At 60.8% G+C, this 14,996-nt stretch carries 15 protein-coding genes; 11 read left to right on the plus strand and 4 right to left on the minus strand.

Annotation, left to right across the window (positions count from 1 at the left end):
- The first annotated feature begins 43 nt into the window (after window positions 1-43).
- The 4 genes from IGS58_RS18050 (at window position 44) to proX (ending at window position 4,318) form a co-directional block, all read left to right on the plus strand.
- Entirely contained in the window at window positions 44-328 is a 285-nt protein-coding gene (locus tag IGS58_RS18050; RefSeq protein ID WP_230522289.1) for a polyhydroxyalkanoic acid system family protein, read from the plus strand.
- Window positions 329-911: 583 nt separating this feature from the next.
- Window positions 912-2,147 (plus strand): glycine betaine/L-proline ABC transporter ATP-binding protein ProV, encoded by a 1,236-nt coding sequence (gene proV / locus IGS58_RS18055; protein ID WP_034782568.1) that lies wholly within the window; start codon window positions 912-914, stop codon window positions 2,145-2,147.
- Window positions 2,144-3,247, plus strand: a complete 1,104-nt coding sequence (gene proW / locus IGS58_RS18060; protein ID WP_034782464.1) for a glycine betaine/L-proline ABC transporter permease ProW — start codon at window positions 2,144-2,146, stop codon at window positions 3,245-3,247. The genes proV and proW overlap by 4 nt, the downstream gene beginning before the upstream one ends.
- A gap of 12 nt (window positions 3,248-3,259) precedes the next feature.
- Window positions 3,260-4,318 (plus strand): glycine betaine/L-proline ABC transporter substrate-binding protein ProX, encoded by a 1,059-nt coding sequence (gene proX, locus IGS58_RS18065; protein WP_230522290.1) that lies wholly within the window; start codon window positions 3,260-3,262, stop codon window positions 4,316-4,318.
- A gap of 92 nt (window positions 4,319-4,410) precedes the next feature.
- Here the strand turns inward: proX and IGS58_RS18070 are convergent, their stop codons facing one another.
- The 3 genes from IGS58_RS18070 to IGS58_RS18080 all read right to left on the minus strand — a co-directional run bounded on the left by IGS58_RS18070 (window position 4,411) and on the right by IGS58_RS18080 (window position 5,736).
- Window positions 4,411-4,881 (minus strand): GNAT family N-acetyltransferase, encoded by a 471-nt coding sequence (locus IGS58_RS18070; RefSeq protein WP_230522291.1) that lies wholly within the window; start codon window positions 4,879-4,881, stop codon window positions 4,411-4,413.
- 43 nt (window positions 4,882-4,924) lie between these two features.
- On the minus strand, window positions 4,925-5,179 hold the full coding sequence (locus tag IGS58_RS18075; protein WP_034782468.1) for an acyl-CoA-binding protein: 255 nt from the start codon (window positions 5,177-5,179) through the stop codon (window positions 4,925-4,927).
- A 200-nt stretch (window positions 5,180-5,379) separates the two neighbouring features.
- On the minus strand, window positions 5,380-5,736 hold the full coding sequence (locus IGS58_RS18080) for an FKBP-type peptidyl-prolyl cis-trans isomerase (RefSeq protein ID WP_034782471.1): 357 nt from the start codon (window positions 5,734-5,736) through the stop codon (window positions 5,380-5,382).
- Between the two features lie 197 nt (window positions 5,737-5,933).
- Between IGS58_RS18080 and IGS58_RS18085 the strand changes: the two genes are divergently transcribed.
- The 7 genes from IGS58_RS18085 to IGS58_RS18115 all read left to right on the plus strand — a co-directional run bounded on the left by IGS58_RS18085 (window position 5,934) and on the right by IGS58_RS18115 (window position 14,347).
- Complete coding sequence (locus IGS58_RS18085) at window positions 5,934-6,905, plus strand: YVTN family beta-propeller repeat protein (protein WP_070260058.1); 972 nt, start codon at window positions 5,934-5,936, stop codon at window positions 6,903-6,905.
- Between the two features lie 14 nt (window positions 6,906-6,919).
- Complete coding sequence (locus IGS58_RS18090) at window positions 6,920-7,729, plus strand: polysaccharide deacetylase family protein (RefSeq protein ID WP_230522292.1); 810 nt, start codon at window positions 6,920-6,922, stop codon at window positions 7,727-7,729.
- Window positions 7,726-8,766 (plus strand): sterol desaturase family protein, encoded by a 1,041-nt coding sequence (locus tag IGS58_RS18095; protein ID WP_429239251.1) that lies wholly within the window; start codon window positions 7,726-7,728, stop codon window positions 8,764-8,766. The genes IGS58_RS18090 and IGS58_RS18095 overlap by 4 nt, the downstream gene beginning before the upstream one ends.
- On the plus strand, window positions 8,766-9,593 hold the full coding sequence (locus IGS58_RS18100; protein WP_070260056.1) for an EI24 domain-containing protein: 828 nt from the start codon (window positions 8,766-8,768) through the stop codon (window positions 9,591-9,593). The genes IGS58_RS18095 and IGS58_RS18100 overlap by 1 nt, the downstream gene beginning before the upstream one ends.
- Window positions 9,594-9,624: 31 nt before the next feature.
- The gene (locus IGS58_RS18105) at window positions 9,625-10,410 is read left to right on the plus strand and encodes a competence/damage-inducible protein A (RefSeq protein ID WP_230522293.1); all 786 of its coding nucleotides are present in this window, start codon (window positions 9,625-9,627) and stop codon (window positions 10,408-10,410) included.
- A 364-nt stretch (window positions 10,411-10,774) separates the two neighbouring features.
- Window positions 10,775-13,903: a transglycosylase domain-containing protein gene (locus IGS58_RS18110; protein WP_230522294.1), complete on the plus strand. Its 3,129-nt coding sequence runs from the start codon at window positions 10,775-10,777 to the stop codon at window positions 13,901-13,903.
- A gap of 63 nt (window positions 13,904-13,966) precedes the next feature.
- Complete coding sequence (locus tag IGS58_RS18115) at window positions 13,967-14,347, plus strand: hypothetical protein (RefSeq protein WP_230522295.1); 381 nt, start codon at window positions 13,967-13,969, stop codon at window positions 14,345-14,347.
- Here IGS58_RS18115 and IGS58_RS18120 read toward each other — a convergent pair.
- A complete protein-coding gene (locus IGS58_RS18120) occupies window positions 14,344-14,949 on the minus strand; it encodes a glutathione S-transferase family protein (protein ID WP_230522296.1) in 606 nt (201 codons plus the stop codon). The genes IGS58_RS18115 and IGS58_RS18120 overlap by 4 nt on opposite strands.
- Window positions 14,950-14,996: the final 47 nt, after the last annotated feature.

Consider the following 14,996-nt stretch of genomic DNA (forward strand, 5'->3'; position numbering starts at 1 on the left):
GCTGGCCGTATTGCCCCCGTTTTTATAATAAAAGGATCGTTTGATGGCGGATATAAATATAGTTCAGCAACATAAGCTGACAGCAGAAAAGGCGCGCGAAGCGGCGCAGCAAGTGGCCGACAAGCTGGCCCAGGAATATGACTTGGCGTGCGCCTGGGATGGCGACGTGCTGCGTTTCGAGCGCAGCGGCGTCGATGGGTCGCTGACCCTGGAAAAAGAGCAGGCGCAACTGCAAATCAAGCTGGGCTTCATGCTCAGCGCCTTCGCCTCCACGATTGAAGGCAAGATTGCCGAGAAGATGCGCAAGGTGTTTGCCGAGCCGGCTTGACGGCCTTGCAACCGCTTGTCTGGCGCCCTGTTTGGTGCTAGGGAACGCGTCGCAGCGATGGGCGAAAAGACGATGAAAACACGTCGCTTTTCGCCTTTTTTACGTCTGACTGTACGCTGGCGAACATTGCTAGCACATTTCTATTTGGAAAGCCATTGGACTTTGATGGCTTTTTGCGTTATACTTGAGTCATATTTACAACAGCTACACAGCGTTTCACCTTCTGCTTCGCAGTACTCCCCACTCGCTGAGTGGTGAATAATTCTTCGGGTTTTACACCCGCATCCAGTTAAAAGTAGCTTGGTCGATTTTTTTTCGGTCAAATACATTTGGTACCATGTATTTGCATGGCGCTAGCGTTGTTAAAAGTCCTGAACCACAGCCTCTTTTAGCCCGCACACGGCACCCCGGCACCGGCTTTGGCCATCCGCTGGTCACACGCGTGTCACCCCCTGTTTCCTGTCGCTCCCGTGCGCTTTTTGCTCCGTGGCGTAGCCGACGCAACAGGGTTTGCTGATTCCCGCCGCAAGCTAGCAGCTTGCTGGGTTTCATTCCATTCGTCAAATCGAGGGAGAACCACATCGTGGCAAAACAAATCATTATCGACCATGTGTTCAAAGTGTTCGGCGACAAGCCAGAAGAAGCACTTGAACTCGTCCACCAAGGCGCCAGCAAGCAGGATATCCTGGCCAAGACGGACTGCACCATCGGCGTTTTCGACGCCACCTTTACCATTGAAGCGGGCGAGATCTTCGTCATCATGGGCCTGTCCGGTTCGGGCAAGTCGACCCTGGTGCGCATGCTGAACCGCCTGATCGAGCCGACCGCCGGCCGCATCCTGATCGACGGCAACGACATCAATACCTTGCCGGACGCCCAGCTGCGCGCTCTGCGCCGCAAGGACATCAGCATGGTGTTCCAGTCGTTCGCGCTGCTGCCGCAAATTACCGTGCTCGACAACACTGCCTTCGGCATGGAACTGGCCGGCATGCCGAAAGCGGAACGCCATGCGCTGGCCCAGCAAGCGCTGGAACAGGTAGGCCTGGACGGCTACGGCGCCAGCTATCCCGACGAATTGTCGGGTGGCATGCAGCAGCGCGTGGGCCTGGCCCGTGCGCTGGCTTGCGATCCATCAATTTTGCTGATGGATGAAGCATTTTCCGCGCTCGATCCGATTATTCGTACGGAAATGCAATCGGAGCTGCTGCGCTTGCAGCAAATCAAGCGCCGCACCATCGTCTTCATTTCGCATGACCTCGACGAAGCCATGCGCATCGGCGACCGCGTCGCCATCATGAAAGACGGCCACGTGGTGCAAGTGGGCACGCCGGAAGAAATCCTGCGCAAGCCTGCCAACGATTACGTGCGCAATTTCGTGCGCGGCGTGGATGCGGCGGCCGTGTTCAAGGCCAGCGATATCGCCCGCAAGAGCCAGATCGTCGTGTCCGAGTCGCCGAGCCGCGGTTCGCGCGCCGCGCTGTCGATGCTGGAAGAGCAGGATCGCGCCTTTGCGTATGTCGTCAATCCGCAGCGCAAGTTCCTCGGCGTCGTCTCGGCCGATTCGCTGCGCAGTGCGCTCGACGGCCATGTGGGACCGCTGGGCCTGGCGCATGCCTATCTGCCCGACGTGCAGACCATCAATGCAGATGAGCCAGTCGCCGGCCTGTTCGGCCAGGTGGCGCAACTGCCTTACGCCGTCCCTGTGGTGGCCAATGACGGCAGCTTCCGCGGCGCCATCAGCAAGACGACCTTGCTGAAGTTTCTCGACCGCGACACGCCAGCCATTGCCGAGCCACAACAACAGAAAGGACAAGCATGAACCCAAGCACCGTTTCCACAGTAGAACCTGTTGTTGAACAGGCCGCCCAAATCAATCCCTGGGCGCTGACGCCACCCACCGACGCCAGCACCGCCTGGCTGGACGCCGCCGCGCCTGCCGTGCAGCCGGAACATGCGAGCGGCTTTCACCTGACACAGATCTTCGACGGCTCGCTGCCGCTGGAAAGCTGGATCAACCAGGGCCTGGGCTGGGTCGTCGCCCATTTCCGTCCTTTCTTCCAGGCCGTGCGCGCACCGATCGACAGCGTGCTGTCCGGCGTGGAAGGCGTGCTGCTGGCGGCCCCGTCGCTGACGGTGATCGCCATCATCGGCTTGCTGGCGTGGCAATTTACCAGCCGTACCCTGGCCATCGGTACCGTGCTGGCGCTGCTGGTGGTGTCGATGCTGGGCATCTGGCCGGAAGCCATGACCACCCTGTCGCTGGTATTGACGTCGCTGGCTTTCTGTCTGGCCATCGGCTTGCCGCTGGGTATTTTCCTTGCCAGCAGCGACCGCGCGCAGAATATCCTGCGTCCCCTGCTGGACGCCATGCAGACGACGCCTGCCTTCGTCTACCTGGTACCCGTGGTGATGCTGTTTGGTATCGGTAATGCGCCAGGCGTGATCGTGACGATCATCTTTGCCCTGCCGCCGCTGGTGCGTTTGACCAACCTCGGTATCCGCCAGGTGCGTCCCGACCTGATCGAAGCGGCCCGCGCCTATGGCGCCTCGCCGTGGCAGCTGCTGACCCGCGTGCAATTTCCGCTGGCCATGCCGTCCATCATGGCCGGTATCAACCAGTCGCTGATGCTGTCGCTGTCGATGGTCGTGATCGCCTCTATGATCGCCGTGGGTGGCCTGGGCCAGATGGTATTGCGCGGCATTGGCCGCCTGGACATGGGCCTGGCAACCGTGGGTGGCCTGGGCATCGTGCTGCTGGCCATCACCCTGGACCGATTGACGCAAGCGATGGGCCAGCCACGCCGTGGCGTGCGCCATTGGTACCAGACGGGTCCTGCCGGTTTCGTGCTGCGCCTGGTGCGCGGCAACACGGACAAAAATAATGTTGAACAGCAAGCAACGCTGGCCAACGCACAATAAGAAAGGATTTACATGCATCAAATCGCACATTTTAAAGTGACGCAAAAATCGCAACGCAAGTTCCAGCTGTTTTCCGCCCTGGCGATCGCCGCCCTGGCCCTGACCACCAGCCTGGCCATGGCGCAGACGCCGGCCGTGGCCGCCGATGCGCTGCCCGGCAAGGGCGTCAAGGTGCAGCCGCTGCAAAGCTCGATCGCGGAAGAAACCTTCCAGACCATGCTGGTCGACAAGGCCCTGGAAAAGCTGGGCTACGAAGTGCAGCCGATCAAGGAAGTGGAGTATCCGACCGCGCATATCGCCATCGCCAACGGCGACGCCACCTTCATGGCCGTGCACTGGGATCCGATGCACAAGGATTTCTATAACAATGCGGGCGGCGACGCCAAGCTGTTGCGCACGGGCCAATACGCCGGTCCTGCCGCGCAAGGTTATCTGATCGACAAGGCGACGGCCGAGAAGTACAACATCACGAATATCGACCAGTTGCGCGATCCCACCTTGGCCAAGCTGTTCGACCACGATGGCGACGGCAAGGCCGACTTGACGGGCTGCAACCCCGGCTGGGGCTGCGAAGCGCTGATCGAGAACCACATGGATGCGTATAAATTACGCGAGACGGTGACGCACGTGCAGGGCAGCTATGCGGCCCTGATCGCCGATACCCTGGGCCGCTACAAGCGTGGCGAATCCATCCTGTATTACACGTGGACGCCGTACTGGGTTAGCGGCGTGCTGGTGCCGGGCAAGGACGTGGTCTGGCTGAAAGTGCCGTTCTCGGCCAATCCGGACAAGGTGAATACCCGCCTCGACGATGGCAGCGACTACGGTTTTGCCGTCAACACGGCGCGCATCGTGTCGAACAAGGCCTGGGCGGAGAAAAATCCCGCCGCGGCCAAGCTGTTCGAAGTGATGCAATTGCCCGTGGCGGACATCAATGCGCAGAACGAGCGCATGCGCCGCGGCGAAAACACGCAGGCCGATATCGCCCGCCATACGGCTGGCTGGATCAAGTTCCACCAGCAAAAATTTGATGGCTGGATCGCGCAAGCGCTGGCGGCGGCGAAGAAGTAAGTTTCAGCGCTACCCGGCATTGAAAGAAGTGGCTACCGATTCGGTAGCCACTTTTGCGTTAACGGCCTGTTTTGGTGGTTTTTGGTGAGTTTTTAGGCCCTTTCGGCCAGTTTCAGGTGCAAAATGGGGAAAGGCTTGCCGAACGGGTCGCATTCCGAGCGGTTTTCCTCGATAAAGCCCAGGTGCCGGTAAAAACCGTGCGCTTGCGTGTTGTGCTCGTTGACGTCGACGGCCGTGGCGCCCAGGGCCGCGATGGCGTGACGGACCAGCGCGCGGCCGGCGCCGCTGCCCCGGTGATCCGGATGGACGAACAGCATCTCGATCTTGGCGTGCTCGACGCACAGGAAGGCCTGAGCGACGCCGTCATCGGCGCGCAGCACGTGCAGCAGGCGTTCCGCCGTCACCCTGGCCAGCTCATCGCGCACGAAGGGCATCAGGAAGGCGATATCGCTATCGGCGAGAAAATCGTGGGTGGCGCGTACGGACAGGTGCCAGACGTCGAACAAACGGGGCAGGTCGTCGGCATGGGCCAGGGAAACTGGGGAAAGCGGGGATGGGGTCATGCAGAAATTATACTGCCCCGGCAAGTGCCGGGGCAGGGGAAGATCAGTCCTTCAAGTCTTCGATCAGGTCGATGTATTGCTGTTGCGCCTCTTCCTTCGAGGTGCCGGCCAGGGCCGCCCAGGCGTCGAACTTGGCGCGGTTGACAAAGTCGGTCATGCCAGGACGCTCGCCCGTGGCGTCGCCGCTCGAGGCTTGCTTGAACAAGGCATAGATTTTCAACAAGGTCATATTGTCCGGACGCTCGGACAGGGTCTTGGAATCGAGCTGCGCTTGTTCGAATTGCTCTTGTAAACTCATGATGGCTCCTGTGTGCTGATGGAATCGCTGGAAAAGTGCGGCAGGCCCGGCGGAGTGGCCACCGTGCGTGCTGCAGTGCCTGACATCATAGTGAAAAAAGCGCGCCGTGCATTAGAGGACACACTCAAAACAAAAACGCCGCCGCTGCGTGAACAGGGGCGGCGTCTGGTACAGTCGCTTGCGCGCTGCGGAGTCTGTTCTTATACGCCCAGCAGTTCAACGTCGAAAATCAGGGTGGCGTTCGGTGGAATCACGCCGCCGGCGCCGCGTGCGCCATAGCCCAGTGCTGCAGGGATGATCAGCTGGCGCTTGCCGCCCACTTTCATGCCTTGCACGCCTTCGTCCCAGCCTTGAATGACGCGGCCGGCGCCCAGCGGGAATTCGAATGGGTCGTTGCGGTCCTTGCTCGAGTCAAATTTCGCGCCGGCGCTGCCGTCGTCGTTTTGCAGCCAGCCCGTGTAATGCACGACAACATTGTTGCCGGCTTGCGCTTCAGCGCCTTCGCCAACGGTGGTATCGATGTATTGCAGGCCGGAAGCGGTAGTGGTGGTGGTCATGATAATCCTTGTGTAGGCGATGAAAGCTTCAGATTGTAGAGCAATGAGTTGCAAAGCGCCATTCCAGGCCCGGCGCAGGGAAAAACCAGAAATTACGACGATGTGTGGCTGCCGGTCGCATTTAAGGGGGGATTTAACACAATAAATACAGTGTTCCACGTAAAATGCATGTTTTGTATTTAACAGTGATTTCTTCCATGTTCCGCAGTCTATGCCGCCTTGTTTTTTCCTCGCTGTGCCTGGTTTCCGCAATATCGACGGCGCAAGCCGAAGTGGTGGTGGTGCTCAATTCCCGTGATGCTACGGTGCAACTGTTGGACCAGAAAACCTATGCTCCCCTGTCTACCTTTGCTGTCGGCAAGGAACCGCACCATCTGATGGAAACGCCGGATGGCAAGTCGCTGATCGTCGCCAGTTCCGTCGGCAACGAGCTGATTTTCCTCGACCCTGTCTCGGGCCAGATCCAGCGCCGCATCAGCAATATCCTCGATCCTTACCAGATCGGCTTTTCGCCAGACCAGAAGTGGTTCATTTCAAATTCGCTGCGCCTGGACCGCATCGACCTGTACCGCTACGACGGCAAGAACCTGACCCTGGCCAAGCGCATTCCGCTGCCGAAGTTGCCCAGCCATATGGCGTTCACGGCCGACAGCACCATGGCTTTCATCACGCAGCAGGGCAGCAACCAGGTCAGCGCCATCGACCTGGCCACGCAAACAGTCAAGTGGACCATGCCCGTCGGCCCGGCGCCAGCCGGCATCACGATGACGCCCGATGGCAAGCATTTGCTGGTCGGCATCATGGGCAGCGATTATGTGGAAGTGATCGACTGGCGCACGCAAAAGACCGTCAAGCGCATCAAGGCGGGCGCCGGCACGCATAATTTCCGCGCGCTGGGGGATAACCGCATGACGTTCGTCTCGAACCGCGTGTCGAACACGATCAACATCATCGACCAGAAGACCCTGGAAAACGTGGGCACCATCAATGTGCCGGGCGGCCCCGACTGCATGGAAATCACGCCCGATGGCAAGACCATGTGGGTAACCCTGCGCTGGATCAAGAAAGTGGCCGTGATCGACCTGACGACGCGCAAGGTCATCAAGACCATACCGGTGGGCCGCTCGCCCCATGGCGTGTATTTCGCCACCCACTCGCCGCGCATGTGATGGCGGGTGTACTGATGAAACGTCTGATTCCCGCGTGCCACTTGCCCGCCATGCTGTTGTGCGCCAGCGCCATGCTGTCGCCCGCGCAGGCCGCCGCACCTGTTGCCCCGGCCGCCTGCAAGGGCACCATCTACATGACTTTCGACACGGGCAGCCAGTCGCAAGCGCAACTGATCGCCGACGTGCTGAATCAACGCCATGTGAAGGCAACTTTCTTTCTCGCCAATGAAAAGACCACGCGCGGCGATTATTCGCTCGATGCCTCGTGGGCGCCGTACTGGAAAGCCCGGGTCGCCGAAGGCCATGCGTTCGGCACGCATACGTTTGACCATGTGTACTGGAAGAAGGATCTGGCCAACGGTTTGATCCAGGTCAAGCCCCAGTTCGGCAAGGATGGCGGCAAGCTGGCGTCGTTCACGGATAAACAGTTCTGCGAGGAATTGCGCCGCGTCGATACGCGCTTCCAGGAACTGACCGGGCACAAGCTCGACCCATTCTGGCGCGCGCCGGGCGGTTACACGTCGCCGCGCACCCTGGCGGCCGGCAGCGCCTGCGGCTACCAGCATGCGGGCTGGGCGCCGGCGGGGTATTCCGGCGATGAGCTGCCCAGCGACAAGTATCCGAACGCCATGTTGCTGAAAAAAGCGCTGGCGAACTTGCGCAGCGGCGACATTTTCATTTCGCACATGGGCATCTGGTCGCGCAAGGATGCGTGGGCGCCCGCCAACCTCGACGCCTTGATTTCCGGCTTGCAAGACAAAGGGTTCTGCTTTGCCACCCTGCGCGAGCATCCTGCCTACGCGCAGAAGAAGGGCCAGCCATGATCGCCGCCGACATCCTCGGCCACGTCACTCCCGTCATCGACGCCATGGTCGACGCCTTTGGCGTGGCGCAAGGCTGGCTGTTCCAGACCATCGTGAACCCCCTCGTATATCACCTGGGCTTTGGCGAATTCACGGAAGAAGCGTTCGAGGGCACGGAGTGGTTGCTGATCGGCCTGTGCGAACTGGTGCTGCTGTTTCTCGTGCTGCGCCCGCTCGAAGCCTTGATTCCCGCGCAAAAGATCACCGATCCGCGCGCCCGCTGGAACGATTTTATCTACACCGTGCTGCACCGCATCGGCCTGTTTTCTGTCGTGGTCTTCTTCACGCTCGATCCGCTGATGGATGCATTGGCGGGCGCCTTGCGTTTCGACAATATTCATCCCCTGAACCTGGAATCGCTGTTGCCCGGCATCAGTCCCTTGCTCAGTTTTATCATTTATTTTGTGATACTGGACTTCGTCGACTATTGCTACCACCGGGCCTCGCACCATTTCGGCTGGTGGTGGGGCTTGCACAGCTTGCATCACAGCCAGCAAAACATGAACTTGTGGAGCGATGATCGCAACCACCTGCTCGATGACTTCCTGCGCGACGTGGTGATGGCCCTGGTGGCGCTCGGTATCGGCGTGCCGCCGGGCCAGTATGTGCTGCTGGTGTCGATTTCGCGCATTCTGCAAAGCTTGCAGCATGCAAATGTGAGGATACACTTCGGCCGCATCGGCGAGCGGCTGCTGATCTCGCCCCGTTTCCACCGCACGCATCACGCGATCGGCGTGGGGCACGAGTCGAAAGGCAAGGGCAGCATGGGCGGTTGCAACTTCGGCGTGGTCTTGCCGATTTGGGATATGCTGCTGGGCACCGCGAATTTCTCGGCCGGCTATGCGCGCACGGGCGTGCGCGACCAGCTGGCCCGTATCGATAGCAAGGGCATGGGCCGGCCGGGGCGCAGCTATGGCCACGGCTTCTGGCAACAGCAATGGCTGGGCCTGCGCCGCATGGTGGAATTTGCAAGAATCAAACGAAAAGGACGCCGTTGATGCGTAATGTGTTGAATTCGTATGGCCGTGCTTTCCTGTCGCAATTGCACGGCAGGATATTGCTGCTGAGCGTGGCGCCGTTCATCCTGTCGCTGGTGCTGTGGGGCGGACTGCTGTATGTGGGCTTGCAGCCGCTGATCGACAGCCTGCATGCGCTGTTTACGCAGTACGATTTCTTCCGCACCAGCGGGCAGGTGCTGTCCACCTTTGGCCTGGGCGTGCTGAAGGCCGTGATCGTGCCGCTGATCGCCATGTTCATGCTGCTGCCGCTGATGATCTTGACGGCGCTGATCTTCATGGGCCTGTTCGCCATGCCGGCCATCGGCCGCCATATCGGCGGACGGCACTTTCCTGAGCTGGAAAAGAAACATGGCGGCAGCCTGCTGGGCAGCGTGGGGACGTCCCTGGCCACCTTTTTGCTGTTCATCATCGCCTGGGTCATCATGCTGCCCCTGTACGCGTTTCCGCCGGCCGCGCTGGCGGGACAAGCCGTGCTGTGGGGCTGGCTGACCTACCGCGTGATGGCGTATGACGCCATGGCCGACTACGCCAGCGCGGAAGAGCGCCACGCCATCATGCGCACGCAGCGCTGGCCCCTGCTGGCCATCGGCATGGTGTCCGGCGCGGCCGGCGCCGTGCCGGGCATGCTGTGGATGGGCGGCGTGATGTCGGTGGTGTTCTTCCCCTTCCTGGCGGCGTTCGCCATCTGGCTGTATGTGCTGATCTTTATCTTCACGGGCCTGTGGTTCCAGTATTACTGCCTGGAAGCACTGTCGCGTTTGCGGGGCGTACGCGGCATGACCGACGTGGCGCCGGCGGACGCCTGAGTATTTTTATCGAATTCTACGAGGGAGCTTCATGGCTATCGGATTGATCATCATCGGCGACGAAATCCTGTCGGGCAAGCGCACGGACCAGCATTTCCCGAAAGTAGTGAGCATGCTCAAGGCACGGGGCTTGCAGCTGAGCTGGGCGGAATACGTGGGCGACGAGCCGGCCCGCCTGGTCGCCTTGCTCAAGCGCAGCTTTGCCAGCGGCGACATCGTCTTCAGCTTTGGCGGCATCGGCGCCACGCCGGATGACCATACGCGCCAGGCTGCGGCCGATGCGCTGGGCTTGCCGCTGGTGCTGCATCCGCAGGGCAAGGTCAATATCCAGCAGCGCATCACGGAAATGGGCGTAGAGGCGGGTGTGCCGGCCGATTTGAACTCGCCGGAAAACCTGCACCGCCTGAAAATGGCGGAATTTGTCGAAGGCGCCGAGCTGATTCCGAATCCGTACAACAAGATTGCCGGCTTTGCCGTACGCGAACATTATTTCGTGCCGGGTTTTCCCGTCATGTCCTGGCCCATGATCGAATGGGTGCTCGACACGCATTATGCGCACCTGTTCAACCAGGTGCCGCATGCGGAACACGCCTTGCTCGTGTATGAAACGGCCGAATCCCTGCTGACGCCGCTGATGGTGCGCCTGGAAACAGATTTTCCGCTGATTAAGGTGTTCAGCCTGCCCAGCGTGGGCGATGCGCAGACGCGCCGGCATATCGAACTGGGCGTCAAGGGCGAGCCCGCGCAGGCAGAGGCCGCCTTCGCGCAGATGTGCGCCGCGCTCGATACCTTGCAAGCGGAATACACCACCATCTGACATGCAGCCAGCCCGGCGCCGGCGGCTTTTTCGCCGGCGTTCAGCCCGCCTTGCATCTATGTACGCAAGCGTACATTCCAAGACGTTGTTTTTTTGCGAAAATCTTCAATGAAGCAAGATTTTTGTGTGCGCTCGTCAGTCGTTCCCATGCCGATGTGGTGGAATGGTGAACAGGAGCCTGGCGTGTCAAACGCGGGGTTGCCTGCCTGTGCAGTAGCGTGTTTTTTTGATTCACCGGTATGGACATCATGTTAAGCAAGCTTTGTCGTGACCGGCCCTGGCCGGCCCTGGTCTTATCCCGCGCGGAGCGGTATCGCTACCGCATTTCCCGCGCCGTCCAAACCCAACCTTACCCCAGCATCCCATGAAAGACACAGGCGTCAATCTGGCCGCGCAAGAGCGGCCCCCCTCTGATCCACTCTCCGACACGGGCGCCGAGGCGCCGCCGCCGGCGCGCCCGCCGAAGAAGCGCCGTTCACGCATCTGGCCCATCTTTGCCATTATCGTGCTGGCGCTGATCGCCGGCGCGGCGTGGTTCGTCATGCGCGAAGTGCGCACCTCGGCCCTGCAGGCGGAGTTTTTCACGCGCCTGGACCGCCAGTTGGCGTTCAAGGTCGAGCCTGGCCCGGCACCGGCGGGCGCCATCCGCTATCCGCAGCACGGCCCCTATGACGAGCGGCTCGGCTATGCCAGCCTGCCGGATTTTATTAGCAAGCTCAATGCGCGCGACTATGAAGTGACGGCGCAGGCGCGCATGTCGCCGAAAATGGTGCAACTGGTCGACCGGGGCATCTTTGCCACGTACCACGAGAAAAACCGCGCCGGACTGACCATCCTCGATTGCCGCGCCGCGCCCCTGTTCGCGGCCAGCTATCCCGAGCGCATGTTCGACGGCTTTGCCGAAGCGCCGCCCGCGCTCGTGCAAAGCCTGCTGTTCATCGAAAACCGCGAATTGCTCGACCCGGGCACGCCCGAGCGCAATCCCGCCGTGGAATGGGACCGCCTGAGCAAGGCCGTCCTCGACAAGGCGCTGAACCTGTTCGGCGGCCATCGCAGTGGCGGCGGCAGCACTCTGGCTACCCAAATTGAAAAATACCGGCATTCGGAAGACGGCCGCACCAGTTCCATGCAGGACAAGTTGCTGCAGATGATTTCGGCCAGCCTGCGCTCGTACCAGGATGGCGAAAATACCATGGAAGCGCGGCGCAAGATCGTCGTCAATTACCTCAATACCGTGCCGCTGTCGGCAAAGAGCGGTTTTGGCGAAGTCAACGGTATTGGCGACGGCATGTGGGTCTGGTATGGCAGGCCATTTGCCGAAGTAAAGACTTTGCTCAAGGGTAATATGGACCAGCCGGGCAGCGCGCTGGCCTACAAGCAGGCGCTGAGCCTCTTGATCGCGCAGCGCCGTCCATCGCATTACCTGGTGGCCGGCGGCGCCGACCTGGAAGAATTGACCAACAGCCATCTGCGCCTGCTGGCGCAAGCGGGCGTGATTTCGCCGCAGCTGCGCAATGCGGCCATCGCCGAGAAGCTGCGTCCGTCGACGGCGTCCGGCGTGCAATCGGAAGCATCGACCTCGTTTGTCACGCGCAAGGCCTCGAATGCCGTGCGCAATCACCTGGCCAGCATGCTGGGCGACCCGCGCTTGTACAACCTCGACCGCCTCGACCTGAAAGTGGTCAGCACGCTCGACGCGCAGGCGCAAAACGCCGTCACCAAGGTCTTGCGAGAATTGCGCGATCCGGAAGTGGCGAAAGCGGCCGGCCTGACGGGCAAGGGCATGCTGGGCAATGGCGACCCGGCCAACGTGGTCTACAGCTTTACCCTGCTGCAAAAGGGCGAGCAAGCCAACTTGCTGCGCGTGCAGACGGATAACTACGACCAGCCGCTCGACATCAACGAAGGCGCCAAGCTGGACCTCGGTTCCACGGCCAAGCTGCGCACCCTGGTCACCTACCTGGACATCATCGACCAGTTGCACCAGCGCTACAGTGGCATGGGCGCCGCCGAGCTGAATAAAATCGCCGTCGATCCCAAGGACATGCTGTCGCAGTGGGCGATTGCCTATCTGAAACCGTTGGCACTCGGCGAGGCGCGCAACCTGCCGGCCATGCTGGCGGCCGCCATGGAGCGCAAATACTCGGGCAACCCGGGCGAAGGCTTCTTCACGGGCGGCGGCTTGCACCATTTCGGCAACTTCTCCAAGCTCGACGACAGCCGCATCATGACCTTGCAGCAGGCGCTGCGCCAGTCGACCAACCTGGTGTTCGTGCGCCTGATGCGCGACGTGGCCCGCTATTACATGTTTTCGCGTCCCGATTCCTCGGCCTCGCTGCTGGCGGATGCGGATGATCCGCGCCGGGCCCAGTACCTGAGCCGTTTTGCCGACAAGGAAGGGCGTGAATTCCTGCACCGCTTCTATCAGAAATACCGCGGCAAGAGCGTTGACGAGCAGGAAAAGATTTTGTTGGCCAGCATCCGCCCGACCCCCGTGCGCCTGGCCAATATCTTCCGCACCGTGAATCCGAAGGGGACCGTGGCGGAATTTGGCGATTTCCTCAATGCCAACTTGACGTCGCAAAACGAAGTACCGCCCGAGCGCGTCGCCAAGATGTACCAGCAGTACGCAATGGAAAACTGGTCGCTGGCCGACCGTGGCTACCTGGCCAATGTGCATCCGCTGGAACTGTGGATGGTGGCGTATCTGCGCCAGCACGAAGGTTCCACCCTGTCGCAGATGGTGGCGGCCAGCGAGAAGGAACGCCAGGAAGTCTATAAATGGCTGTTCAATACGCACCGCAAGCATGCGCAGGACCGCCGCATCGCCAACTTGCTGGAAGTGGAAGGGTTCCTGGAAATCCACCGCCAGTGGAAGAAGATGGGCTATCCGTTCGACTCGCTCGTGCCGTCGTACGCGACGACCCTGGGCGCATCGGCCGACCGTCCCGCCGCACTGGCCGAGTTGATGGGCATCATCATCAACGATGGCGTGCGTAAACCGAGCGTGCGCATCGATTCCATGCATTTCGCCGCCAATACGCCATACGACACCATGGTCAAGCGTGGCAGCAAGGTGGAAGCGGAGCAAGTGCTGTCGCCGGACGTGGCCAAGGCAGTGGCCAAGGCCATCCGCGAAGTGGTGTCGGACGGTACGGCGAAACGGGCGAAGACGGCGTTTGTCGGCGCCGACGGCGTGCCGATCCCGATGGGCGGCAAGACGGGTACGGGCGACCAGCGCTTCGACGTGTACGGCGCCGGTGGCCGCCTGATCGAGTCGCGCTATGTGAACCGCTCGGCGACATTTGTGTTCAATATCGGCGAGCGCTTCTATGGCAGCATGACGGCGTATGTGCGGGGGCCGGAATCGAAGAACTACGATTTCACCAGTGCCTTGCCGGTGCAATTGCTGGTCTCGCTGGCGCCGAGCCTGATGCCGTTGATCGAGGCGCCCGCGCCGGCCGAAGGTGTGGCCAAGCAGTGCACGAATTAAATCGTTGCTGCAATTAAAAGCCGGCCTGAATGGGCCGGTTTTTTTATGGAGGAGAAAGAATCCATGGAAAGAACACAGCAGATCTTTGCGCAATATCACCGCTTTGACGATGGCGCGCTCGTGTCATTCGAGCAAGCATATGGACCCCGGGGCGTGCAGAGCGTGCGCATCGTGGTGTACGCAAGAAATCATGGGCTGGAAGGCAATGTCTGGCGCAAAGTCGCCATCACGGTGGGCGCAGTGCGCGAAGTGCTGGTCAGGACGCCGGGCAACTTCATCAACCGCATCTGCTGCGGCGTGAAGTTGCTGCGTTTCGGCGACGTCTGGTGCGTCGATATCGACGGCACCTACACGCACGATGACCCGGCGACCCTGGATGAGGTGCGCCGCGATGGCGATTGCTACGTCATCGGCGGCACGGTCGAGGCTATCGAACTGGACTAGCCGGCAAACACGGCGGTTTTACCTTCCAGGCGCGCGTGATACGCGGCGATGGCCGGATAGTCGGGGCGCTGCATCGGCGCCATCAACCAGCGCTTGACGGACAGGCCCAGCACGATATCGGCCAGGGTGAACGCCTCGCCGCAGACGAAGGCGCCCGTGCGCTGCAACTGCTGTTCCAGCACGCCCATCATCTTGTTCCAGCCGGCAATACCGGCCGCCAGTTGCGCCGCATCCTGGTGCGCGGGGCTGTGGCGCACCAGCGACATGAAGGCGTAGCGCCAGCTGTTGTTCAAATCACCCATTTGCCAGTCCATCCATTTTTCCACTTCCGCGCGGGCACGCGGATTACTCGGCAGCAAGTCGTCGCGGCCCGCCTGGGCACACAGGTAGCGGCAAATCGTGTTTGATTCCCACAGCACCAGGTCGCCATCGAGCAGCACGGGCACCATGGCGTTCGGGTTCAAGGCCAGGAAAGCGGGGTCGTTCGTGCTGCGAAAGCCGCTGCCCCAGTCTTCGCGTTCATACGGCAGGTCGAGTTCCTCGCACGTCCACAGGACTTTGCGGACATTGATCGAGGCGGCTTTTCCAAGAATTTTCAGCATGCGGGGCTCCATAGGCAGGTGGTCGATCCAGAACTGTAGCCGAATTG

It is taken from the genome of Janthinobacterium sp. EB271-G4-7A (genome assembly GCF_020858075.1).
Taxonomy (GTDB): Bacteria; Pseudomonadota; Gammaproteobacteria; order Burkholderiales; family Burkholderiaceae_D; genus Janthinobacterium; species Janthinobacterium lividum.